The following is a 22,975-nucleotide window of genomic DNA, read 5'->3' on the forward strand; positions in this document are numbered from 1 at the left end:
ATTGCAGTATCTATTCGTTTTGTGCCAAATTGGTTCCTTCAATGGAACCGCCGCGAGAAAAATATTTATACATCGACGGGTCTTTAAGCCTTACAATCATCACGCCGCGGCGGGTACTTGCGTGTACTACATACCCGTTTTGAAGGTATACGCCTACATGGCTGAATTTTCGCCCGTCAAAATCAAAGAAAACCAAATCACCTTCGCGCAACTCTTCTTCGTATTTACGTTTAATTACATTGATTTGCTTGCCCGTGTTACGTGGTATGTTGATGCCATAAACCTCTTGCTGCAGTAAATAAGTAAAGCCCGAACAATCAACACCGTTATGATCAAGACCTGCAAATTTGTATGGCGTACCATACCACTGGTCAATAAAACTGTATAGCCTTCCGTTGGTAATGTCGCGGGTATCAACGTTCATCATTTCGGCATACTTATCGGCAATAAATGCTTGCGGTTTAACCACATCGCCGGGCGAGCCTTTAAGCACGGCCCTCTTAGATTTACAAGAGGTAAATGCCACGCAAGCCAATAACAACATCCAAATTAACCGGGAGTAATTTTTCAATAGCATAAGTTAAAGGTAGATATTATTGAACCAAGAGACAAGAGCAAGAAACCAAGACAAGCTGTTGTTACTTCAAAAAGCGGCACAATGCCTTACCTGAATAATTAACTTTTAATCAGTCTCTGAATCTCGTCCAGCTTCATCAATGCTTCAACCGGGGTTAGGGTATTTACATCAAGGTTGTTCAGCATGTCGCGTATTTTAACCAGTATCGGGTCATCAATCGAAAACATTTGCAGCTGCATGGCCTGCTTCTGCACTTTCTTAATACTTTCCTTGATATCCTCACCCCCGGTACGTTCGGCTTCCAGCTTTTTCAATATTTCGTTAGCTCGGGCTAATACTTTGGCAGGCATACCGGCTAGTTTTGCAACATGTATACCAAAGCTATGCTCACTGCCGCCGGGCACCAGTTTACGCAAAAAAATGATTTGATTGCCAACTTCCTTTACCGTAACGTTGAAGTTTTTTATACGGCTAAACATATTGGTAAGCTCGTTTAACTCATGGTAGTGAGTAGCAAAAAGAGTTTTTGCTTTGGCCGTTGGATGGTTATGCAAGTACTCTGAAATAGCCCAGGCAATGGATATACCATCATAAGTTGAAGTACCCCGGCCAATCTCATCAAGAAGAATTAAACTACGGTTGCTTAAATTGTTCAGGATGCTGGCAGTTTCGTTCATCTCCACCATAAAGGTCGATTCGCCGGATGAAAGGTTATCAGATGCCCCTACCCTGGTGAATATTTTATCAACCAAACCAATTTGCGCATGCTTTGCGGGTACAAAGCAGCCCATTTGCGCCAACAATACAATTAAACCGGTTTGCCTCAATAAAGCCGACTTACCCGCCATGTTCGGACCGGTAATAATGATGATTTGCTGACTGTCAGAATCCAGGTAAACGTCATTGGTAATGTATTCTTCACCCACCGGCAAATTCTTTTCAATTACTGGATGGCGCCCTCCTTTAATATCAATGAGCAGCCCATCGTTCATCTGAGGCTTTACGTAGTAGTTTCTGATAGATACTGTTGCAAAGTTCAACAACACATCTAAACGGGCTATTAGCTGCGCGTTAAGCTGTATAGGCTTAATATACTCGGTAAGCGAATACAGCAAATCATTGTATAATTGGGTTTCAAGAGCAAGTATTTTCTCTTCGGCACCCAAAATTTGTTCTTCGTATTCTTTAAGTTCGGGAGTGATATAGCGCTCGGCGTTTACAAGCGTTTGCTTGCGTATCCAATCAGTTGGTACCTTATCACGGTGCGAGTGGGTAACCTCAAGGTAGTAACCAAATACGTTGTTAAATGCAACTTTTAATGATGGTATACCCGTAAGCTCGGCTTCGCGCTTTTGAATTTCAAGCAAATAACCCTTACCCCCGAAAGCGATTTTGCGCAGGCGGTCAAGCTCATCATGAATACCTTCGGCCATCACACCACCTTTTACCAGTTGTACCGGTGGCTCTGCGTTTAACTCATTACCAATTTTTTCGCAAATGTATTCGCAAGGGTTTAGCTGATTGCCGATGGCCATCAGGGCGTCGTTTGGCTTGGTTATAACGTTAGCATCGTCACTGCCAGTGCCTAAGCAAAGCGTACGTATATTGCTTATAGCCTGCAAAGCTTTGCGCAACTGGCAAACCTCGCGCGGGTTAGCTTTTTGTAATCCTATTTTGCTAATTAGCCGTTCCAAATCGCCTACCTGACGTATGCAGCTCTGCAATTCATTACGCAGCTCTTCATGATCAATAAGGTGCTGTACAACGTTTAACCTGTCATTGATAGGTTTGAGTTCCTTTAGAGGCATCACTATCCAGCGGCGCAGCAGGCGGGCTCCCATTGGTGAGCACGTATGGTCAAGCACATCAACCAGCGTCATGGCGTTATCGTTTGATGAACCCACCAGCTCGAGGTTGCGTATGCTGAAACGGTCGAGCCATAAGTAGCGGTCTTCTTCAATACGGCTTATGGCGCTAATATGCTGTAAATTGCGGTGCTCGGTTTCGTTCAAGTAATGCAGTGCCACACCTGCAGCTACAATGCCCAACCCGAGTTTTTCTATACCGAAACCTTTTAAAGATTTTACACCAAAGTGCTTGGTAAGTGTTTCATAGGCATAATCGCCGCTGTAAGGCCACTCGTCAAGTGTATAGGTATAATAACGATCGCCAAATTTTTCAAAAAAATCGCGTTTGCAGCTTTTTGGGTAGATTACCTCACTGGGACTGAAAGATTGCAGTAATTTATCAATATAATCGGCGTTACCCTGTGCAGTTAAAAACTCACCGGTTGAAATATCAATCAGTGCAATACCCAGGCTGTTTTTCTCAAAATAGAGCGATGCCAGGTAATTATTGCTTTTTTGCTGCAGTATGTTGTCACTAACGGCTACACCCGGCGTTACCAACTCTGTTACACCCCGCTTAACGATGGTTTTGGTCATCTTGGGATCTTCGAGCTGATCGCAAATGGCTACGCGCTGGCCAGCGCGTACTAGCTTAGGCAAATAAGTTTCGAGCGAATGATGTGGAAAGCCGGCCAGCTCAATGTGTGATGCTGAGCCATTAGCACGCTTGGTAAGCACAATGCCTAATATACCGGCGGCCTTTACAGCATCCTCGCCAAACGTTTCGTAAAAATCGCCTACCCTAAACAGCAACAAGGCACCCGGATATTTTGCCTTGATTTGATTGTACTGCTGCATCAGCGGCGTTTCTTTGGTTGCAGACTTGCCCAAGCGTTATCCTTTTTAATTAAGAGGGTAAAATTAAGCGTTTAACGACGATTTGGCGGAGGGTGTTGAAAATTTATTAAAGTGTGAAGACTTAGTGATTAATTATGTTATTCAAGCGGGCATTAAGTATGCCAATTCTAATAAACGCCCCCGCCGGTAACCATAGCAATTTTACGTTTTACTTCGTCATAGTTTTCTTTAACGGTTACGTATGATTCTTTGTCACCAATTACATAAACATGCACCTCTTCATTAGGCGTGGTGTAAACCACAACAGACGTAATGTTATTTACGTTGATTAAAGCCGGACGATCATTTTTATCTGTTAGTTCTATAAAGGGAATTGTCATGTTACTAATACATCAATTTTTTAATATATGTTTTCCGATTTGCTCAAACGGTTTTCAAACGCCTTCTTTAATAGCCTTCACTTAACAGATGTCTACTTATTCAGCTTTATTTTGGCCATAAAATCCCATAATACTATGCCAGCTGATATCACAATGTTAAACGAATGCTTGGTGCCAAATTGGGGTATTTCTAAACAAGTATCAATTTGGGCCATAGCCTCCTCGCTTACCCCATTTACTTCATTACCAAAAATAAGCGCGTACTTTTGATGGGCAGCCGGTTGAAACTCATGCAACATCACACTGTTTTCGGCCTGCTCAATGGCTATGATGGTATAACCAAGGTCTCTTAATTCAGCAATAGCCTCAGTAGTATCAGCGTGATAGCTCCAGTCTACCGATTGGGTTGCACCAAGAGCGGTTTTTTCAATTTCGCGGTGAGGTGGCTGCGCAGTAATTCCGCATAAGCAAATATGCCCAACGGCAAAGCCATCACCAGTACGAAATACTGACCCTACATTGTGCATGCTGCGAACACTATCTAAAACAATAACAACCGGTAGTTTTGATTGTCCTTTGAACTCCTCAACCGACACGCGATTCAGCTCATCTAATTTTAATTTGCGCATTATGTTCTATAAAAAAGTCCATAGCTGTAAAACTATGGACTACTAAAAGTAAATATTATTTAGTTGACTAAAAGCCTATTTTAATTTACCAACTCGTGTACGCCGCTACTGATATTGGTGGCGTATACCGAAGGTGCATAACCTATTTTAGCGGTATAATAATCAATCAGATTTTTGCTGTATGTTTCAAATGCATCTGCTTTTACAATGGCAATGGCACATCCGCCAAAACCCGCACCGGTCATACGGGCGCCAATAACATTGCTGTCTGTTTTGCTATATTCTACAGCAGTATCCAGCTCAACTCCGCTTACCTCATAGTCGTGCTGCAATGATTGATGCGAAGCATACATCAGGCGGCCAAACTCGGCAAGGTTATGCTGCGCAAGCGCATCTGCGGCCAGCTTTACCCGCTCGTTTTCTTCAACTACGTGTTTAGCACGTTTTAACACAACTTCATCAGTAATTAAATGCTGATGACGGCTAAATGTATCGCTGTCAATATCACAAAGGTAGCTGATGTTAAGTTCCTGTTGTAAAGCTTTCAACGCTTGTGCACATTCTTCAACACGTTCGTTGTATTTGCTTTCGGCCAGTTTACGCGGCTTGTTGGTGTTTATTACTGCCAATACATTATCGCCTAGGTAAGCATCAACGGCTTTGTATTCAAGGGTATCACAATTAAGCATTAACGCCTTGTCGGCTTCGCCAAAAGCCACGGCAAACTGATCCATAATACCACTGCTCAGACCAATAAAATTATTCTCAACCGACTTAGCCATTTTAACTAATTCAAGTTTAGAGTAGCCTGTTTTAAAGTATTGGTTGAAGGCAAATGCGGTCGCAATTTCAATAGAAGCCGATGATGAAAGGCCCGAGCCAATTGGAACATTACCAAAATAAAGTACATCAAGCCCTTTCACTTGCTTACCGTCAATTACAAAGTGATGAAGCACACCCAGCGGGTAATTATACCACTCGCGACCGGTTTTTTCGTAGCTGTCCTGCACGCCTATATCATAGGTTTCTTCAAAATTTACACTTCTGAACCTAAATACATTATCTTCATTTGGCGCCAGCAGCATCCAGGTGCCAAAGTTTATAGCACAAGGCATAACTAGCCCGCCATTATAGTCAATATGTTCGCCAATCAAATTAACGCGGCCAGGGCAAAAGTAAGTCTCTAACGCCTGCTGGTTAAATGCCGATTGAAATTGTTGTTTAAGTTGGTCTACTGTCATGGTGTGGCAAAAATAAAAAAGCTCTTTACATTTGCAGCTTAATTTTAATGTATTTTAACACATACTTATCAGGTTTACTACCAAATATTTATTCAAATCGATTGTGTTAATTGTACACCACTAAAAGCTGCACCTCGTATATGAAACAATATGTTGTAACCGCTTACGATTTTACAGACAACAATGCACTTAACAGGCGCCTGGAGGCGCGACCGGCGCACCTGAAGGGAGTTAAAGTTTTAAAACAGAACAATAACTTTATTGCAGGGGGAGCTATACTTAACGAACAGGATCAAATGGTGGGTTCGGTGATGATTGTACAGTTTGAAACGGAGCACCTAATGCAGCAATGGCTTAAAAACGACCCTTATGTTATGGGCCAGGTGTGGGAGAAGATTGATGTCAAACCTTTTAAACAAGCCATAGTGTGATCTATTGCCTCAATCTCGATATCATAAAAATAAAATGCCCGTTACGTAGCATGCAAAAAACTACATAACGGGCATTCAAACTACAAAGCTGATTAACTCCAGCCTGTACCTTTTTTAGCATTACCATTTTTGATATGCTCTTCGGCGGTTGCTTTGCTCATGATAGCAGCCATTTTGTTGCCATCAGCATCTTTACCGGTTGCAATGTACCTGCCTGATTTTACGTCGATAACCGGATCAACCATAGGTACATTTTTAGTTTTTGTTTTAACAGAGTAAGCTGTTATTGCTCCTGAATCTGATTTAGTATCTTTTGCCTTAGCCATAGTAATTTGTTTTAAGAGTTTTAGGCTAAACTAACAACCTCATTATTTGTTTTATAAGTTACTAAATAAGCGGTAATTCATAACATTAATACCAGAATACGATGAAGTTGGGCGATGAAATACTTAAGATTTTAAACAAAACCTACCAGCCAACTACAATGGTTGAGCAAACATTTAAACGCTACGATTTAGCCTTTAAAACCGATGAAGCCGGAAGGCCCATACTTTTGTTTATGGGTAAAAAAGATGTACATGGAAATGTTCAAGGCCAGCGATTTGCCAGAACATTAAAAACAGACAACGACGGAAATATCATCAAAGATCACTGGGAAAACAAAGGTTCTGCAAGCTGATCCATTATAACTTATCTACTTTTTTACTTACCTGATAAACTGCAATTATATTGTGGAAAAGCATCATTAAGAGTCAATCTTTATCGTAGCTAGGCCATTTTACTTCACTGTTGATACTTATACTATAGCTTCGATGTATTCATAATTATCCACAGTAATTGTTAATAAACTGCTACATTGCTGTTAAAAATGTGTTGAAACATTTTATATCAAGGGCATTAACACTGGCTTAGAAATTGTTGATTTACAATTACATAAGCTAATTGTATATGAATGCATTTTATGAAAGGCTATCGCACTTTGCTGACATGGTTAAAGACGCGAGCAAAAAAGAAAGGCAGAATTACGCTAATTACTTTTTGGTGCAACACCCACCCCATCCGGTAGTTAGCTCAACCCGTAGCGTAATGCCCAAATTGTTGTTTGATGAAAACTGCCCGGGCGAGCTAAGGCTTAAAATAAGGCAAATGCTCAAAAAATCTTTCAACCGCATACGTAATAAACAATAAAAGCCATTATGCCCGAATTACCCGACTTGCAAGTATTCAGTCAAAACATAACCAAAGTTTTAGAAGGCTGTACTTTGCTTAAGGTTGTTGTTATACAAACCAAAAAGCTTAACGTAAGTACTGATGAGCTTAGTGAAGCGCTGAACAATGCAAAGTTAAAAGATGTTATTCGGGATGGGAAAACATTGCAATTCAGGTTCAACAATAGTAATGTACTAGGCATTCACTTAATGCTGCATGGACAGCTTAAATGGTTTGAGCTTGAAAACCCGCACAAGTTTACGATACTTGAAATGCATTTTGAGAACGGAAAAGGATTAGCCCTTACAGATTTTCAAAAAGCAGCCACGCCTACTCTAAACCCCGATAAATCAAATGTACCTGACGCGCTGGACGAAGAGGTAGACTTAAAGTTTTGGAAAGAAAAATTTGCAAAGAGCCGTAAGCCGGTTAAAGCACTATTAACTGACCAAAAAATTGTAAGAGGTATTGGAAATGCCTATGCTGATGAAATTTTTTATCACGCCAAAATATCGCCTTTCTCTGCCGCTAATAAAATTCCTGATAAGGTAATTAAAGTGTTTAACGCATCCTTGAAGAAGGTGCTTGAGCACGCCGAAAAAGAAATACTTAAATCACAGCCCGATATTATAAGCGGCGAAGTAAGAGACTTTTTCAACGTTCATATACCTAAAGAAGACAAAACAGCTAAGGGCGAAACAATCAGGCAAAAGGATTTAGCATCACGAAAAACCTATTTTACCGATATGCAAAAAGTGTATAATTGAGATTTTAATTTTTTGATGTGCTAAATTAAAATCCACTTAATCATTTTATCAATGGAATCGATTTAAAATTAACATATTCATAAAAAACAAAATTAATGAATATAATATTTGCAAGATAATTGAACTACTATTATATTTGTATCAACAAAGAGAAACAAATACACTGTAGGATGGTGAAACTTTGGCAAACACACCTCCTTGTCCCGGTGGCGGAGATCATGGGAACCTTAGCAATAAGATAACCACTCCTTGAAGGTTCGACCCCTTCTCCTACAGCTCTTCTCATAATTTAGGTTTATAATTGGTTAGTATAAGTCCCCTGCCCATCAGGGGGCTTTGCTGTTTTATAGGGTTTTCTGAACTAGCTTTTATAAACTTAATCAGCTGATGCTATTCACAAATTGATGCTTATGATAAAGGGTTAGGCTTGGGCGCACCGGCAGTTTTATACTTATCATCAGGCAGTGGTATAAATTCATGGTTATCGTTTGGTGGCAGTACAATGCATCCTTGCTTCCAATCTTCTTTAGCTTGTTCAATGCGTTCCTTTCTTGATGAAACAAAATTCCACCATATGTACCTTTCGCCTAAGGGCTCACCACCTAATATCATTAAAGAGGTTTGCGTTTTTGCAATTATGAGAGGATCGTTCTCTTTGTTAAATACCAAAAGCTGCCCGGCGGAATAAACATTTCCTGCAATTTCAATGCTCCCCTTTACAATGTAAAGTCCGCGTTCACTATGCTCTTGAGGCAATGCAAAGGGTGTAGCTGCATCAAGTTCAACGTGCAGGTAAAATAAAGGCGAATGGGTTTCTACGCTGTTTTTCAATCCGTAGGCGGTACCTGCTATCAGTCGCATCCATATGCCTTTATCAGTGTATACAGGAAGTTGCTCAACGCTGTAGTTGTCAAAAGCCGGATTGCACTCTTCATCCTCTTCTGGCAGTGCAACCCATGTTTGTATCATTTCAAGCCCGCCTGCTAATGCTGCCGGATCTTCAAACCGTTCAGAGTGCGCAATGCCTTTTCCGGCAGTCATCCAGTTAACCTCACCCGGACGTATAATTTGCTGCACACCCAGGCTATCGCGGTGTGTTACCTGCCCGCCAAATAAATAGCTTACGGTTGAAAGACCAATATGTGGATGAGGTAAAACATCCATAGCTGAAGGCGGCGTTGGTATATTGGCTATTGGCCCCGCATGGTCCATAAAAACAAACGGACCAACCATACGGCGCAAACGGAAAGGCAGTATACGCTTTACGGCAACTGCTTCACTTACGGCTGCCTTGCGGGCTTCAATTACAATATCGAGCATAAATTATGTTTGGTTGCCTAAATATAAGTATCACCCGGTAATTTTGCTAAGCATACCCCTAAAAATGAAGTAATGAAACGGAAGCATACTTACCCAGTATAATCTTCCCAGCAAACCTAACGGCCTGAATGTGGCCGTTTGCTTTACGCAATTATTATCATCAATTTTAAACTCGAGCCATGCTTCGCCGGGTAATTTCATTTCGGCATAAAGCAGCAGCCGTTTTTCCTGCTTGCTTGAGTATATCACCCTCCAAAAATCAAGTGCATCCCCGGGAGCTAAATCTGATTGATTGCGCCTGCCCCTGCGCAACCCTACTCCGCCAAAGAGCCGGTCAAAAAACCCTCTGAAGTCCCAAAGCCAGTTTGCATAATACCAACCGTTTTTACCTCCTATGGCAAAAATGCGTTCCAGCGCTTTACCTTCATCTTTGGTTTTCATGCTTTGCTTATCGGTAAATACACCATATTGGGGCACTTCAATGCGCTCAGATAGTCCTTTTGAAAATATATTGGTGGTTACAGAGTCATTCCAGGTAGAAAGCACCATATTTTGCTCAATTTTATCAAATGCAATCTTTATGGCTTCTTTGTAAGGTATTAAGTGGATATCTAGCTTTTCGGGTAATTCATTTTTCTTTCCTATAACATCAACCTTCATACTTTCCACCAAATTTTTGGCAAGCGGATAAGATGTTGACGTAACAAAATATAACCAGTATGATGACAGCTTAGGCGTCATAACGGGTACAGTAAATATGCGGCGCTTTAATTTGCGTACTTCTGCAAACTGCAACAGCATTTGTTTGTAGGTGAGCGTATCAGGTCCGTAAATATCAAAGTGCTTGTTGTAAGTATATTCCTGCATAAGCACTCCTCCCAGCATCTCAATTACATTACGTATTGAAATAGGCTGGCACCGCGTGTTGAGCCATTTAGGCGCTACCATTACGGGTAGTTTTTCAACCAAATCTCTGATAATTTCAAAAGATGCACTTCCAGAGCCTACGATGATACCTGCCCTTAAGGCCGTAACCGGAACGCTACTCTTCCTTAGCTCATCTTCAACAGCCTTACGCGATGATAGATGCCTTGACAATTGCTGTTCATTCGTAATACCCCCAAGATAGATGATTTGTTGGGCCTGCGTACCATCAATATATTCAACAAAATTTTGAGCCGAATCTTTCTCTGTTTTACTAAAATCGCCCCCACTCATACTCATGGAATGCACCAGGTAGTATGCGACATCAATTTCAGTTGGTAAGTTTTTCAACGATCCGGCGTTTGTCAAATCAGCTTCTGCAAGCTGAATTTTACCCGCCGGGTAAGCATCAACAGGAAAACGTTGCTTATCGCGCACCATGCAAATAATCTCATGTCCTTGTTCAATTAAAACAGGCAGCAGGCGCCGGCCTATATATCCGGTGGCACCGGTAAGCAGTATCTTCATAGTTTAAAAATTTCTATCGTCTGCTGATGGTCCGTAAATAGCTGGAACAGCAATATCATTTAACCGCATATAAACGGTAAGCTGCCCGCGATGATGAACCATATGATTAATGGTTGATTCAAGGCTGTGTCTTTTTGTGCTGGTAAACATCACTTGTCCGTTGCCTTTTAAATCAAACTTTGCATCTAACTGCCCGTTTTCTACACTCATTAATGCTTTGCGTGCACCTTTCACATTTTCATCAAAGTGCGTTACCAATTCCTGAGTTGTTGTAGGTTTAAGGTGTTCAAACGTGGCATAATCTATATAATCTTTATATATCATGTGCGTGATCCACAACGGTATTTCGGCAACCAGTAAAGCCAGGTAGCCTAACTCCATCGACTTTGGATGCGGTTTCCAGCTAAAAAGTTCTACAGGTATACGTTCAAGACACTTACGGGTAGCGTTTGTTTCGGCTTCGAGTTCGGAGATATAGCTTTGCGCAAAAGTGATATCGTTCATAAGCAACAGTTTCAGTTAGAACACGCGTCATCTTCAATGGTTTGTTAACTAAGCCTGCCGCCAATTTAAAAACAAAAAGGCCTTCCTTGCGGAAAGCCTTTAATGTATTCAACAGTTAGCAAAAATCTACTAAAATCCCTAACTATTGGTTAGTATGCCGACGCTAAACTGACCCCTGTTAGCTGATCGGCAAAGGCTACGAAAGCCTTGTTATCAGATATACGTTGCTGGTGAGTGATCAGATTTTGAAGATTAATTTTCCCTATCACATATTTAAAATCACCCGAGTAATAGCGCTCATAAATATGAATGAAGCCTAAATCATGCACCAAAAACTCATCTTCGTAACGGAGGTAAACGTTAAGCTCTATATTATTGGTAAATTTCAATTCGTTTTGTGCATGGGCTTTTTTATACTCGTAAGCATAATCATAACGCAGTGCTGCAATGTCTGATAATACCGCCGAACCGGTTGGATGGCCTCCGGCTCCTTTACCGAAAAAGAATTGCTGATCGGCGAAGGCTGCTTGTACTGTAACACCATTATACTCGTATTCAACGTTGTATAAAAACTCAGTTTCTGTAACAAATTTAGGCAGTACAAATAACGCCACACGCTTATCGTCAAGCTCTTTGGCAACAGGTACTAATTTTATTTTGATACCTTTTTCGCGGGCATATTGCAAGTCATAAGCCGAAAGAGTTTGTATACCTATATTGAGTACTTCCTCCGGCTTTATGATTACACCGTAGGCATGGGCAGCTGCAATAATAAGTTTAAACTTGGCATCATAACCGCCAACATCCATGGTTGGGTCGGTTTCGGCAAAGCCTAAATCCTGGGCTTGTTTAAGGGCAGCATCGTAATCAAGCCCCTCTAAAAATCCTTTTGAAAGTATGTAGTTTGATGAACCATTGAAAATACCGCTGATGGAGTGCAGCAATTCGTTATCATAATACTCTTCAAGATTACGAATGATAGGAATACTACCGCAAACAGCAGCTTCGTAAAGCAACGATGTACCGTGTTGGCGTTGCAAATCAAGCAGCTCCTGCAGATGAAGAGCTACCATTTTTTTACTGGCCGATACTACATTTTTACCGGTTGACAACGCACGTGATACAATTTCGAAAGCAGCTTCGGTATCGTTAATGAGTTCGACAACGGTATTAATTTCCGGGTCGTTCAGTATCTCATTACGGTCGGTTGTAAAAAGTTCGGCAGGTAGTGTACGTGACTTTTCCGGGTTTTTTATCGCAATTTTTTTGATCTCTATATTAAGGTTCTTGGTTCTGATGATGTCATGCAATCCTTGTCCAACAACACCAAAGCCAAATAAACCAATAGTCAGTTTTTTACTCATTAAGCTATTTTTTGTAATTCAATAATCTTTCCTCTAACGTCGGTTTTTATGAATGAGGAAATAATTTTAGTCAGGGTATCAGTTTCAATTAAAAAGCCATCATGGGCATAAAACGAATCAAATTCAGAGTAAGCAGCTTTAGGAATGTGCTGAAACAGGTATTGCTGCTCCTCAACAGGAAATAAAATATCAGATTTAATGCCTATTACCAGTGTTTGCGCTTTAATAGAAGCCAATGCTTTCTCTAACCCGCCACGATTACGGCCAACATGGTGCGAATCCATAGCCTTGGTTAAGTACCAATAGCTATAGGCGTTAAAACGATTTACCAGTTTATCGCCCTGGTAACTTTGGTAACTTGAAGCACGGAAGTTATCAGTAATGTTATCGTCATCCTCATGCTGGCGAATGTTGTAGGCCTTATAACCTCGATAAGAGAGTAACGCCATACTACGCGCCGCTTTCAAACCTAAGCTTCCGCCCTCGGGCGTGCCGTTGTTAAAAGTAGCGTCGGCCTGTAGGGCCAGCCTTTGCGATTCGTTAAAGGCAATACCCCAAGGTGAATGTTTGGCATTGGTGGCTATCAAAATAAGCTGTTTGATACGCTCAGGCTCCATAATGCTCCATTCCAGCGCCTGTTGGCCGCCTAACGAGCCGCCAATTAAAATATCTATTTTATCAATCCCTAAGTAATTAGCCAGCCGTAAGTGTGCCTGCACCATGTCACGTATGGTAACTTGCGGAAAATCGAGATGAAAGGGCTGTCCTGTAGCCGGGTTTATACTTAGCGGATTGGTTGAGCCATAATTTGAACTCAGCACATTGGCGCATACAATAAAATGCTCCTCCGGGTTAAAAAAGTAACCCTCGCCAACAATACCTTTCCACCAGTCAAACACATCTGAATTTGCGGTTAAGGCATGGCAAACCCAAACTACGTTATCTTTAGCAGCATTTAACTTGCCAAACGTGTGGTAGCCAATATCTATACCTTCGAGCTGTGCGCCCGATTCTAGTTCAACTGTGCCGTTATACCGGTAGTGTTGTGTACTCATTCTAAAAATCTGAAAGCCTCCCCTGCAAACGCCGGGAAGACTTTACTATTAATCAAAAAAATAAATCAGTTTAGTTCGGCCAATGCGGCTTCCTGTTGTTTAACTTTTGTAAAAGCCTGTTCAAAATCGGCTTTAATATCATCAATATGCTCAATACCTACTGCCACGCGCAATAAAGTAGGTGTTACACCTGCCGATGCTTGTTCGGTTGCTGACAGTTGCTGATGCGTGGTAGCTGCAGGCTGAATAATCAGCGTTTTTGCATCACCAACATTTGCCAGATGGCTTACCAGTTGCAACGAATCGATAAATGCCGAAGCATTTTGCTTATTACCTTTTATCTCAAATGACAGCACCGCACCGAAACCATTTTTTAAATATTTTTTGGCCAGCGTGTGGTGTGGTGATGATGGCAAGCCCGGATAATTTACTTTTTCTACCTGCGGATGTTGCTCCAGCCAGGTTGCCAGTTCTAAAGTGTTATCTACATGGCGTTGCACACGTAGCGACAAAGTTTCCAAACCCTGAATTAACAAGAATGAATTGAACGGAGATTGCGATGCGCCAAAATCGCGTAACCCTTCAACCCGTGCGCGTATGATATACTGGATGTTGCCAAACGGACCATTTACACCAAATACATCAGCAAATACCAATCCGTGGTACCCTTCAGATGGTTCGGTAAATTGCGGATACTTCCCGTTGCCCCAGTTATAATTACCTCCGTCAACAATAACACCGCCAATACTGGTACCGTGGCCGCCAATCCATTTAGTAGCACTCTCTACCACTACATTGGCACCATGCTCCAGCGGACGGAATAAATAACCGCCTGCACCAAAAGTGTTATCCACAATTAGCGGTAAATCATACTTGCGGGCTAAGGCCGCTATTTGTTCAAAATCGGGGATGTTAAAACCGGGGTTACCAATGGTTTCGAGGTAGATAGCTTTTGTCTTATCGTCAATAAGTTGCTCAATGCTATCTGCCTGATCGTTTTTGGCAAAACGTGCTTCAATGCCTAAGCGTTTAAAGGCAACTTTAAACTGGTTGTATGTACCACCGTATAAAAAGGGTGAGGTTACAAAGTTATCTCCTGCCTGTAAAATATTGTTAAGCGCTAAAAATTGCGCCGCCTGGCCCGATGCCGTTGCCAAAGCTGCCACACCGCCTTCTAAAGCCGCAATGCGCTTTTCAAAAACATCGGTAGTAGGGTTCATTAAACGGGTGTAGATATTGCCAAATTCTTTTAACGCAAACAGATTGGCGCCATGCTCGGCACTGTTAAATACGTATGAAGTAGTTTGATATAACGGTACAGCACGCGAACCTGTTGTTGGGTCAACTTCCTGACCTGCGTGTAATTGTAAAGTTTCGAATTTTAATGCTGACATGTTTTTTGATGTTAAATAAGTTTAAAACCTTAATTTGCTTGTTGCTACAGGCGGAGGTAGGCTTACGCGCAGGGTATAGCAAGGGCCGTTGCGTAAATACACGTTACATTATTGCAGTAAGTTGCAGGGAATGCCTAACGTGCGTTGCCTTTAACAGCAGCAACACATGCACATGCAAGCGTCAGCAGCGTTGCAGGTTACAAATGCACCCGTGTGGGCAGTAAATACGTTAGCAGTAGTAAAGTAGTTAACTTGTGTCATGGCTATTAACTTATATTCCCCGGCCGTAATATCCAAACCGGGACAGGAATTGGCACCTTCTCCGTTCATCGGAGGGTTGCCAGCGGGTCTGTGAGCCTGATCTCTCGCCGCTTCTTTATAAATCAAAACCTCATAGAAGAGAATTTTTGATCAATGGTGTTTAAACCGTTGTTGCAAAGTAAATGCTAAAGGAGGAATTATGCAAGAAATATTTCGCTTTTGTTCACTTGTCGCTGCCAGGCACTGCCCTATAATGAAAAGTTATCTTTTGTTAACGTTTTCACTCTCAACACTTCCTCACCTTTGTGATACATAAAACAACAAATCTATGCATATCATTCTAGGAGCAGGCGGACCGGTAGCCAATGCACTTACCGCCCGTTTAATTAAAGCAAATACCCCTGTAAAGTTGGTAAGCAGGCGGCCGGTTGATCTTAAGAATCCTCTGGTTACCTGGCAAAAGGCTGATCTGTTACAATCCAACGATGTTTTGCTGGCAACTAAAGATGCCACTGTTATTTACATGTGCGCAGGCTTAGTTTATGATAAAGACATATGGAAACTGCAATGGCCTATAATTATGCAGAACATCATTAATGCAGCCAAGTCAGCTAATGCCCACTTAATATTTTTTGATAACGTTTACATGTACGGACTTGTAAACGGCCCAATGCTTGAAACCACACCATATAACCCTGTTAGCGTTAAAGGTGAAGTACGTGCTAAAGTTGCTGAACAGTTAATGAATGAAATAAAAGCAGGTAACATTAGGGCCACCATTGCTCGTGCGGCTGATTTTTATGGTGCCGAAAGCCTGAACAGCTTTTACGACATGATGGTGTTGGCTAAATATGCAAAAAAAGAAAAAGCCATGTGGATGGGCAAAGCCAAAACGCTGCACAGTTTCACTTACGTGCCTGATGCCGGTGAAGCCATGTATTTATTAGGCCAGCATCCCGAAAGCGACAACCAAGTATGGCACTTGCCCACTGCCAAACCATTAACAGGTAGCCAGCTCATCGAACTAGCGGCCCGCGTGTTTAACACTAGACCTCGCTACATGACCGTGAACAAGTTTATGCTTCAGTTAATGGGATTGTTTAGTAAAACCATACAAGGCACGGTTGAAATGTATTACCAATACAGTCATGATTATATTTTTAATTCAGACAAGTTTGAGGAAGCGTTCAACGTTAAGCCCACAGGTTATGAGGATGGAATAAAAGCGTTTGCGCCAACGCTGTTTAAGTCAAAATGATTTAGGGATTACAGTGGAAAGCCCACAGTGCAGCGTAGCGAAACGAGGACTTGCAACGGAAAGCCCGACCCGGAGGGGGAACTCCCATGTTTTATATAATAAGCTATAATGGCAAAATCTAGATAAAACTAGGGCTTATGTAAATTCTCATCCTAACACTTGCTTTATCATCTGCACATCTGCACATTTGCACATAGCATATTTACAATGATAAACACTAAAGAAAGAACATACATTCCTGCCCAGCTTGAAATTAACTGGGAAAATCTTGAACCATTATATAAAGAGCTCACATCGCGCCCAATAAACTCAGTTACCGAACTGGAACAATGGTTACGCGATCGTAGTGAGCTGGAGGCTGCTTTGGAGGAAGATTTTGCCTGGCGATATATTAGGATGACGTGTAATACAGCAGATGAAGATTTACTGCAGAAGTTTCAATATTTTGCTACCGAAATTGAGCCTAAAATTGCACCATATAACAATGAGCTGAATAAGAAGCTTGTTGAAAATGAGTACATAGACCAGCTTAACGAAGACAAATACTTTGTATATCTCCGCTCCATAAAAAAATCGCTGGAGTTATTCCGTGAGGAAAATATACCTGTACAGACCGAAATTCAGGTTGAACAGCAAAAATATCAATCCATAACCGGGGCTATGTCGGTTGAAATTGGCGGCAAGGAATTCACCTTGGAACAGGCCGGCGCTATTTTAAAAGATACCGACCGTGCAAGAAGGCAGGAAGCCTGGGAGAAAATAACAGACCGACGCCTGCAGGACAAAAAGCAATTGAACGAGCTTTTTGATTTGCTGCTGGTATTACGCCATAAAGTTGCACTGAACGCCAATTTTGAAAACTTTAGAGATTATATGTTTCAGGCGCTTGGCCGCTTTGACTACACCCCGCAGGATTGCTATGATTTCCATGCGGCTATAGAAACCGAAATTGTGCCCATTTTGCGCGAGCAGGCTCAAAAACGCCAGGAGGCTTTAGGCCTGGAAAGCCTTAAGCCGTGGGATATGGATGTAGACATTACCGGCAAACCTGCTTTGAAACCTTTTGCTAACGGCGATGATTTAATCAACAAATCAATACAGTGCTTTAATGCCATTGATCCGTACCTGGGTGAGCGCCTGGAAATTATGAAGGCTAACGGCTTGTTTGATGTTGACAGCCGTAAGGGCAAGGCCCCCGGAGGGTATAATTATCCGCTGGCCGAAACCGGTGCACCGTTCATCTTCATGAACTCTGCAAATACCTTCCGCGATTTAACCACCATGGTACACGAGGGGGGGCATGCTGTACATACCTTCCTTACTGCCGGGTTGGAACTGAATGATTTTAAACACTGCCCAAGCGAAGTTGCCGAACTGGCTTCCATGTCAATGGAACTGATTTCGATGGATAACTGGAATGTGTATTTTGATAATGAAGAAGACCTGAAACGTGCCCGCCGCGACCAGTTAATCGATGTATTAAAAACACTTCCATGGGTTGCGGTGGTTGATCAGTTTCAGCATTGGCTATACACCAACCCCGATCATACCGACACTCAGCGTACCGAAGCATGGAAACAGATATTCGAGCGCTTTGGTGCTGGCTTTATTGATTGGAGCGAACATACGGAAGCCGAACAAAACCTGTGGCAAAAACAACTGCACATTTTTGAAGTACCGTTTTATTACATTGAATACGGCATGGCTCAGTTAGGCGCCATTGCAGTTTGGAAAAACTATAAAGAAAACCCTCAGCAAGGCCTGCAACAGTATATGGATGCGCTTAAATTAGGGTACACCAAAACCATAAAAGAAATTTACGAAACGGCCGGTATTAAGTTTGATTTTAGCGCCGGTTACGTAAAAGAGCTGGCAGAATTTGTAAAAAGCGAATTGGATAAAATAAACTAAAACAGATTCAGGAGTTAAGCTTTAAATATAATTCAAAAAACATTTGTGTCATCTCGAACGGTAGTGAGAGATCTTTTTCAACTGGCAAATCAGTTGTTGCAAAAGATTTCTCCTATCGTCGAAATGACATTTTTATTTATCCATGAAGTCATTTTTTAAGTGTTATATTCTGATTGTTGCCTTAATACTTGCCGCCTGTAATCAGCCTGTAAATAATAAACAGCAATCTCCATCATACCCGGGAGAGCAAAAAGCTAAAACCTTGGAGCTACATGAAGATTTTGAAACCGGATCAAAACCATCTTATGCCACCGGGCGAGTGAAACTTCAAAGCGGGATGTGGTATTTAAAAGATGCCTTGATAGCATCAACAGATAAAGATGCTAAAGACGGCAACCAATCTATACGTTTAAAAGGTAAAGGCGTTTTACGTATGGAATTTGACGTTAATGGAGCATCAAAAGTAACTATTGAACATGCAGCCTACGGGGATAATAATACTTCGGGCTGGCAACTTAAAATGTCCGTCGATGGCGGCAGAACGTTTACCCAAGTTGGTGCAGGCATGGTAGCTAATAAAGGCAACTTACAATCTGTCACTTTCATTGTAAATTATAAAGGTGCTGTACGTTTCGAAATCTGCAAAAACTCGGGAGGTAATAACCGCGTAAATATTGATAACATCGCCATATATAGTTTCAATAACAATGCACCTGTGGGCACTACTATTCAAAGTGATACCACTTTGCTTAAAGACAGTGCAGTTGCCGGCGACAATACCAATTTACTTTTGGGCAACCCCAGCAACGCAACCGCAAGTACATCAAATGCTGACAACTTTTTAATGGAAAAACCTTACTATACCATTAGCTATAATCGTAGCCGGGGTACGCCAAACTGGGTAAGCTGGTATGTTGGTAAAGAGTGGCTTGGCAATACCCGCCGCAGTAACGATTTCAGACCCGATGAAACTTTACCAAAGGGCTGGTACCGCGTACAAACATCAAGTTACCAGGGTAGCGGTTTCGAACGCGGACACAATTGCCCATCGGCCGATAGGGCCAGCTCTGTAAAAGCAAATTCATCAACCTTTTTGATGACTAATATGATACCACAGGCACCGGCTAATAACCAGCACACCTGGGGAAACCTCGAAGGATACGAACGCATGCTGGTTAAGCAAGGCAACGAGGTTTATGTAGTAATGGGCAGCTATGGTACCGGCGGCTATGGTACCAGCGGTTTTCATAACACTATTGATAAAGGGCGGGTAGCTGTTCCGGCGTTTATATGGAAAGTTATTGTAGTGCTGCCCAAAGGCAATAACGATTTAAAGCGAATTAATACGGCAACAAGACTTATAGCGGTAATAACCCCTAATAACAATAATGTTGATGCCAACTGGACAAAATACATAACAACCGTACGCGAAATTGAAAAGGCAACAGGCTACAACTTGCTGTCTAAAGTTCCGAAGGAAATTCAGGACGTAATTGAAGTTAAAATGGATAAGGGAATATTACCCGATGATGGTTATATCATGCGATTATAGTATTTAGTTGTAACTTGTGTCAAACAAATGTAAAGTTGATTGAGTTGAATCTTTACCACTTTGTAGAGTTATGGCTAAAAGGATTCTCACACTCACGCTTTTTTATTGTTTAACATGCTTTTCGCTAAATGCAAACAAAGCAGTTGAACCATGCGACATGATTTGCGGAAAATGGCAGTCAGAGAAAAAAAACTGTATTGTTGAAGTAAGCCATGATGATGACGACTATGTTGCGCGCTTAGTTTGGTTTGACGACTCTGATGACCCATCAAAACCAATGGAATCGCGCTTAGACACTAATAACCCCGATAAAAAACTGCGCAGCCGCAAGCTTGTTGGCATGAACGTTTTACAGGGCCTGGTTTATAAGTCTAAAACCAACAGCTGGGAAAACGGAATGATTTACGATGCACAAACAGGCAAAAAATGGAATGCTGCTGCAAACCTGGTAGCCCCGGGTAAACTTAAAGTAACCGGTTACTGGCACTTTAAGTTTATTGGCCGCAGCATGATCTTTAATCGCGTTTCTTCATAAATGCAATCACGCAAATTGCTCAATAATTTGCTTCAATTGCCCGGCTTGAACTACTCCACTCTGGCGCCATTTATTTTGCCCGTTTTTAAATAGTATTAGCGTAGGCACTCCCTGTACATTATAGGCACTTGCTACCGAAGGATTTTTGTCTACATCTATTTTTACAATTTTTACCCTGTCTCCCATCTCGTCTTTTACCTGCTTTAAAATCGGGGCCATTGCCTTACACGGGCCGCACCATTCTGCCGAAAAATCAATCAAAACAGGTTGCGGAGCATTTATTATGTCTGAAAAAGTTGCCATAAACGTTAAGTATTTACAAGTTTAACAATGTGCTTTACAATACGTTTTGTCCGGGTAGCATTTTACGTTAAACACTTACACCACAATAGCTATATTTACCACTTGAACAGGAGCAATGGATAAATCTATATTTAAAAAATTCAGTGACATTACACCCAAGCAAATGTCGCCTGGATATATGGCGCAACTAATTCACACCGATGTTAACACACTCAACTTTCTTGAGGTTGAAGCAGGTGCCATATCGGCTATACATACTCACCCTCATCACCAATGTGCGTTTGTTTTAGAGGGCCAGTTTGAGCTTACCGTAAACGGAGAACCTCAAATACTGGATGCTAATACATTTGCAGTAATTCCTCCAAACGTACCACATGGTGGCAGGGCTATAACCAACTGCAAGCTGCTGGATATTTTTAGCCCCATAAGGGAAGATTTGAGAGATCTATAAAAATTCAACCGCCGGTTGCTCTAATCGGCTGTTGAAGTTTCGCGATAAAGCAATCTTAGAATAAAGTAAAATCGGCATTGATTTATTAAGACAAGCTGACCGAACAACGTAATGTCTTTCAGGTGCGCAACTCATTTACCTTTCAAACCAATAAAGATAAAAATTGATAAGTTTTGTAAAGCAGATAGGCGCTAACCACATTTACATCCAAAAGTTGTAAGAAATTTTCTACAAAATTTGGAGGCACTATATCTTTTTAGCTAACTTAAGTTCACCTTAATTAATTTAACTAAAAGATGGAACAAAACCCAAACATTGCTTCGTTGGGCTTTTATAGTGCCGATGGATTTTTTCAACCCTTGAAGGGGCTTAATACCAGTAATCTTGAATTTGTAAGCCGCTCGTTATATGAGCTCGAAATGATGCTTGACGAAAACGTGCGCTCTGAACGTTATGAAAAATGCGCCCAAATAAGAGACGAAATTATACGTCGGGCAATAAGCCGTATGTAATTGTAAAGCATATTTAAACAAAAAAAGCAGCCGAATAATATAAATACGGCTGCTTTTTTGCTTTGCTGCTAAACAGCAAGCGCTTCATAAATTTCGGCAGTCAGCAAACCACTGCCTCCGCCATAATGCTGTATTATTTTAGTAGCAGGGCGGTGGGCCAGGAAATAAGCCCGCAAATTTTCTTCCGACTCACTGCTGATTCCATTACACAACAAAATGAGGTCAAATACTTCGTGGTCAAACGCCTGAACGGCTTCCTTATCGGTAATGGCACCTTTGCCCTCCCAGGCATCATTGGCGTTAATAAGACGTACAACTGTTTCCAGAATTTCTTTATTGCGCCCAATGGCCAGTATTTTAACCTTTTCGTTCATGCTTTTTAAAATATCATGGGTACTTCCATCAGCAAAAACTCAGCATCACTATCGGCTGTAATATTAAGTTCATCTACTCCCCAAATGCCAAAGCCATCTCGTGTATTTAGCTGCTGCTGGTTTATGCTTATATCACCGTTTAATACAAAAGCATATACGCCATTGTTTTTACCTCCTTTTATTGTGTAGTTGGTGGCAACACCTTTATCAAATTTACCCATATGAAACCAGGCATTTTGGTATATCCAAATACCTTCGTCGTCTTTATTGGGTGAAAGCACCTGCTGTAACCGGTTGTGGCGGTCGTTAAGGTTCAATGTTAACTGATCGTAGCGTGGCTCTACATTTTTCTGGTTTGGATAAATCCATATCTGCAAAAATTTTACCTGCTGGTTTTCATGTGCATTTTTCTCGCTATGGTAAATACCTGTACCCGCACTCATGGCCTGAATATCACCTTTACGAATAATTGCGGTATTACCCATACTATCCTGATGCTCTAAATCGCCATCTAACGGAATGGAAATAATTTCCATGTTATCATGCGGGTGACGGCCAAAGCCCATACCTCCGCTCACCGTATCATCATTTAATACACGCAGCACACCAAAATTCATTGCCTGGGGGTTATAATAACCGCCAAAGCTAAAGGTGTGAAAACTATTTAACCAACCATGATTAGCGTGGCCGCGTTGATTTGCTTTATGTAAGATAGTCTTTGACATGACTGTTTGTAATTAATACAACAAAGTTAGCTACCCTGCCCTACCTCACACTTAATGTAGGTTAA

25 protein-coding genes and 1 riboswitch are annotated in these 22,975 nt (G+C 41.5%); of the genes, 10 read left to right on the forward strand and 15 right to left on the reverse strand.

The window, feature by feature from the left end; translation table 11 throughout:
• Positions 1-10: 10 nt before the first annotated feature.
• The 5 genes from QZ407_RS09670 to QZ407_RS09690 form a co-directional block, all read right to left on the reverse strand.
• The gene (locus tag QZ407_RS09670; RefSeq protein ID WP_295770273.1) at positions 11-493 is read right to left on the reverse strand and encodes a C40 family peptidase; all 483 of its coding nucleotides are present in this window, start codon (positions 491-493) and stop codon (positions 11-13) included.
• A 182-nt stretch (positions 494-675) separates the two neighbouring features.
• Complete coding sequence (gene mutS / locus QZ407_RS09675; protein ID WP_295770275.1) at positions 676-3,315, reverse strand: DNA mismatch repair protein MutS; 2,640 nt, start codon at positions 3,313-3,315, stop codon at positions 676-678.
• A gap of 134 nt (positions 3,316-3,449) precedes the next feature.
• On the reverse strand, positions 3,450-3,662 hold the full coding sequence (locus QZ407_RS09680) for a hypothetical protein (RefSeq protein ID WP_295770278.1): 213 nt from the start codon (positions 3,660-3,662) through the stop codon (positions 3,450-3,452).
• Positions 3,663-3,754: 92 nt separating this feature from the next.
• Positions 3,755-4,291 (reverse strand): RNA methyltransferase, encoded by a 537-nt coding sequence (locus QZ407_RS09685; RefSeq protein WP_295770280.1) that lies wholly within the window; start codon positions 4,289-4,291, stop codon positions 3,755-3,757.
• 80 nt (positions 4,292-4,371) lie between these two features.
• The gene (locus QZ407_RS09690; RefSeq protein WP_295770282.1) at positions 4,372-5,532 is read right to left on the reverse strand and encodes a galactokinase; all 1,161 of its coding nucleotides are present in this window, start codon (positions 5,530-5,532) and stop codon (positions 4,372-4,374) included.
• A gap of 140 nt (positions 5,533-5,672) precedes the next feature.
• Here QZ407_RS09690 and QZ407_RS09695 point away from each other — a divergent pair, with 140 nt between their 5' ends.
• Positions 5,673-5,963, forward strand: coding sequence for a YciI family protein (locus tag QZ407_RS09695; protein ID WP_295770284.1), 291 nt, complete (start codon positions 5,673-5,675; stop codon positions 5,961-5,963).
• 92 nt (positions 5,964-6,055) lie between these two features.
• On the opposite strand, the gene QZ407_RS09700 is transcribed toward QZ407_RS09695, so the two are convergent.
• Positions 6,056-6,289: a hypothetical protein gene (locus tag QZ407_RS09700; protein ID WP_157542664.1), complete on the reverse strand. Its 234-nt coding sequence runs from the start codon at positions 6,287-6,289 to the stop codon at positions 6,056-6,058.
• A gap of 101 nt (positions 6,290-6,390) precedes the next feature.
• Between QZ407_RS09700 and QZ407_RS09705 the strand changes: the two genes are divergently transcribed.
• The 3 genes from QZ407_RS09705 (at position 6,391) to QZ407_RS09715 (ending at position 7,939) form a co-directional block, all read left to right on the forward strand.
• Positions 6,391-6,642 (forward strand): hypothetical protein, encoded by a 252-nt coding sequence (locus QZ407_RS09705; RefSeq protein ID WP_295770286.1) that lies wholly within the window; start codon positions 6,391-6,393, stop codon positions 6,640-6,642.
• Between the two features lie 269 nt (positions 6,643-6,911).
• The gene (locus tag QZ407_RS09710; RefSeq protein ID WP_295770289.1) at positions 6,912-7,151 is read left to right on the forward strand and encodes a hypothetical protein; all 240 of its coding nucleotides are present in this window, start codon (positions 6,912-6,914) and stop codon (positions 7,149-7,151) included.
• An 8-nt stretch (positions 7,152-7,159) separates the two neighbouring features.
• Positions 7,160-7,939, forward strand: a complete 780-nt coding sequence (locus QZ407_RS09715) for a DNA-formamidopyrimidine glycosylase family protein (RefSeq protein ID WP_295770291.1) — start codon at positions 7,160-7,162, stop codon at positions 7,937-7,939.
• Positions 7,940-8,347: 408 nt separating this feature from the next.
• Here the strand turns inward: QZ407_RS09715 and QZ407_RS09720 are convergent, their stop codons facing one another.
• From QZ407_RS09720 to QZ407_RS09745, 6 genes are all read right to left on the reverse strand, one after another.
• Positions 8,348-9,259: a pirin family protein gene (locus QZ407_RS09720; RefSeq protein WP_295770294.1), complete on the reverse strand. Its 912-nt coding sequence runs from the start codon at positions 9,257-9,259 to the stop codon at positions 8,348-8,350.
• A gap of 30 nt (positions 9,260-9,289) precedes the next feature.
• The gene (locus tag QZ407_RS09725) at positions 9,290-10,711 is read right to left on the reverse strand and encodes an SDR family oxidoreductase (protein ID WP_295770296.1); all 1,422 of its coding nucleotides are present in this window, start codon (positions 10,709-10,711) and stop codon (positions 9,290-9,292) included.
• A gap of 3 nt (positions 10,712-10,714) precedes the next feature.
• Positions 10,715-11,215, reverse strand: a complete 501-nt coding sequence (locus QZ407_RS09730) for a DinB family protein (RefSeq protein ID WP_295770299.1) — start codon at positions 11,213-11,215, stop codon at positions 10,715-10,717.
• Positions 11,216-11,364: 149 nt separating this feature from the next.
• Positions 11,365-12,579, reverse strand: a complete 1,215-nt coding sequence (locus tag QZ407_RS09735) for a homoserine dehydrogenase (protein ID WP_295770301.1) — start codon at positions 12,577-12,579, stop codon at positions 11,365-11,367.
• Positions 12,579-13,634 (reverse strand): homoserine O-acetyltransferase, encoded by a 1,056-nt coding sequence (metX, locus tag QZ407_RS09740; protein WP_295770303.1) that lies wholly within the window; start codon positions 13,632-13,634, stop codon positions 12,579-12,581. The genes QZ407_RS09735 and metX overlap by 1 nt, the downstream gene beginning before the upstream one ends.
• 65 nt (positions 13,635-13,699) lie before the next feature.
• The gene (locus QZ407_RS09745; protein WP_295770306.1) at positions 13,700-15,028 is read right to left on the reverse strand and encodes an O-acetylhomoserine aminocarboxypropyltransferase/cysteine synthase; all 1,329 of its coding nucleotides are present in this window, start codon (positions 15,026-15,028) and stop codon (positions 13,700-13,702) included.
• 268 nt (positions 15,029-15,296) lie between these two features.
• Positions 15,297-15,413: riboswitch (SAM riboswitch) on the reverse strand.
• 204 nt (positions 15,414-15,617) lie between these two features.
• Here QZ407_RS09745 and QZ407_RS09750 point away from each other — a divergent pair.
• From QZ407_RS09750 to QZ407_RS09765, 4 genes are all read left to right on the forward strand, one after another.
• Entirely contained in the window at positions 15,618-16,547 is a 930-nt protein-coding gene (locus tag QZ407_RS09750; RefSeq protein ID WP_295770308.1) for an NAD-dependent epimerase/dehydratase family protein, read from the forward strand.
• Between the two features lie 207 nt (positions 16,548-16,754).
• Positions 16,755-18,458: a M3 family oligoendopeptidase gene (locus QZ407_RS09755; protein WP_295770311.1), complete on the forward strand. Its 1,704-nt coding sequence runs from the start codon at positions 16,755-16,757 to the stop codon at positions 18,456-18,458.
• Between the two features lie 142 nt (positions 18,459-18,600).
• Positions 18,601-20,010 carry a DNA/RNA non-specific endonuclease gene (locus QZ407_RS09760; protein WP_295770313.1) on the forward strand — a complete coding sequence of 470 codons (1,410 nt, stop codon included), beginning with the start codon at positions 18,601-18,603 and terminating at the stop codon, positions 20,008-20,010.
• Positions 20,011-20,080: 70 nt separating this feature from the next.
• On the forward strand, positions 20,081-20,545 hold the full coding sequence (locus QZ407_RS09765; protein ID WP_295770315.1) for a DUF2147 domain-containing protein: 465 nt from the start codon (positions 20,081-20,083) through the stop codon (positions 20,543-20,545).
• 6 nt (positions 20,546-20,551) lie between these two features.
• Here QZ407_RS09765 and trxA read toward each other — a convergent pair whose 3' ends face one another.
• Positions 20,552-20,848 (reverse strand): thioredoxin, encoded by a 297-nt coding sequence (trxA, locus tag QZ407_RS09770; protein WP_295770318.1) that lies wholly within the window; start codon positions 20,846-20,848, stop codon positions 20,552-20,554.
• Positions 20,849-20,963: 115 nt separating this feature from the next.
• Here trxA and QZ407_RS09775 point away from each other — a divergent pair, with 115 nt between their 5' ends.
• Together QZ407_RS09775 and QZ407_RS09780 are read left to right on the forward strand one after the other, a co-directional pair.
• Positions 20,964-21,299, forward strand: coding sequence for a cupin domain-containing protein (locus QZ407_RS09775; protein WP_295770321.1), 336 nt, complete (start codon positions 20,964-20,966; stop codon positions 21,297-21,299).
• A 296-nt stretch (positions 21,300-21,595) separates the two neighbouring features.
• Entirely contained in the window at positions 21,596-21,811 is a 216-nt protein-coding gene (locus QZ407_RS09780) for a hypothetical protein (RefSeq protein WP_295770324.1), read from the forward strand.
• 68 nt (positions 21,812-21,879) lie between these two features.
• Here the strand turns inward: QZ407_RS09780 and QZ407_RS09785 are convergent, their stop codons facing one another.
• Entirely contained in the window at positions 21,880-22,185 is a 306-nt protein-coding gene (locus QZ407_RS09785) for a hypothetical protein (protein ID WP_295770327.1), read from the reverse strand.
• Between the two features lie 5 nt (positions 22,186-22,190).
• The gene (locus QZ407_RS09790; protein WP_295770329.1) at positions 22,191-22,910 is read right to left on the reverse strand and encodes a pirin family protein; all 720 of its coding nucleotides are present in this window, start codon (positions 22,908-22,910) and stop codon (positions 22,191-22,193) included.
• Between the last annotated feature and the right edge of the window lie 65 nt (positions 22,911-22,975).

The sequence above is a fragment of the uncultured Mucilaginibacter sp. genome (genome assembly GCF_913773635.1).
Classification (GTDB): Bacteria; Bacteroidota; Bacteroidia; order Sphingobacteriales; family Sphingobacteriaceae; genus Mucilaginibacter.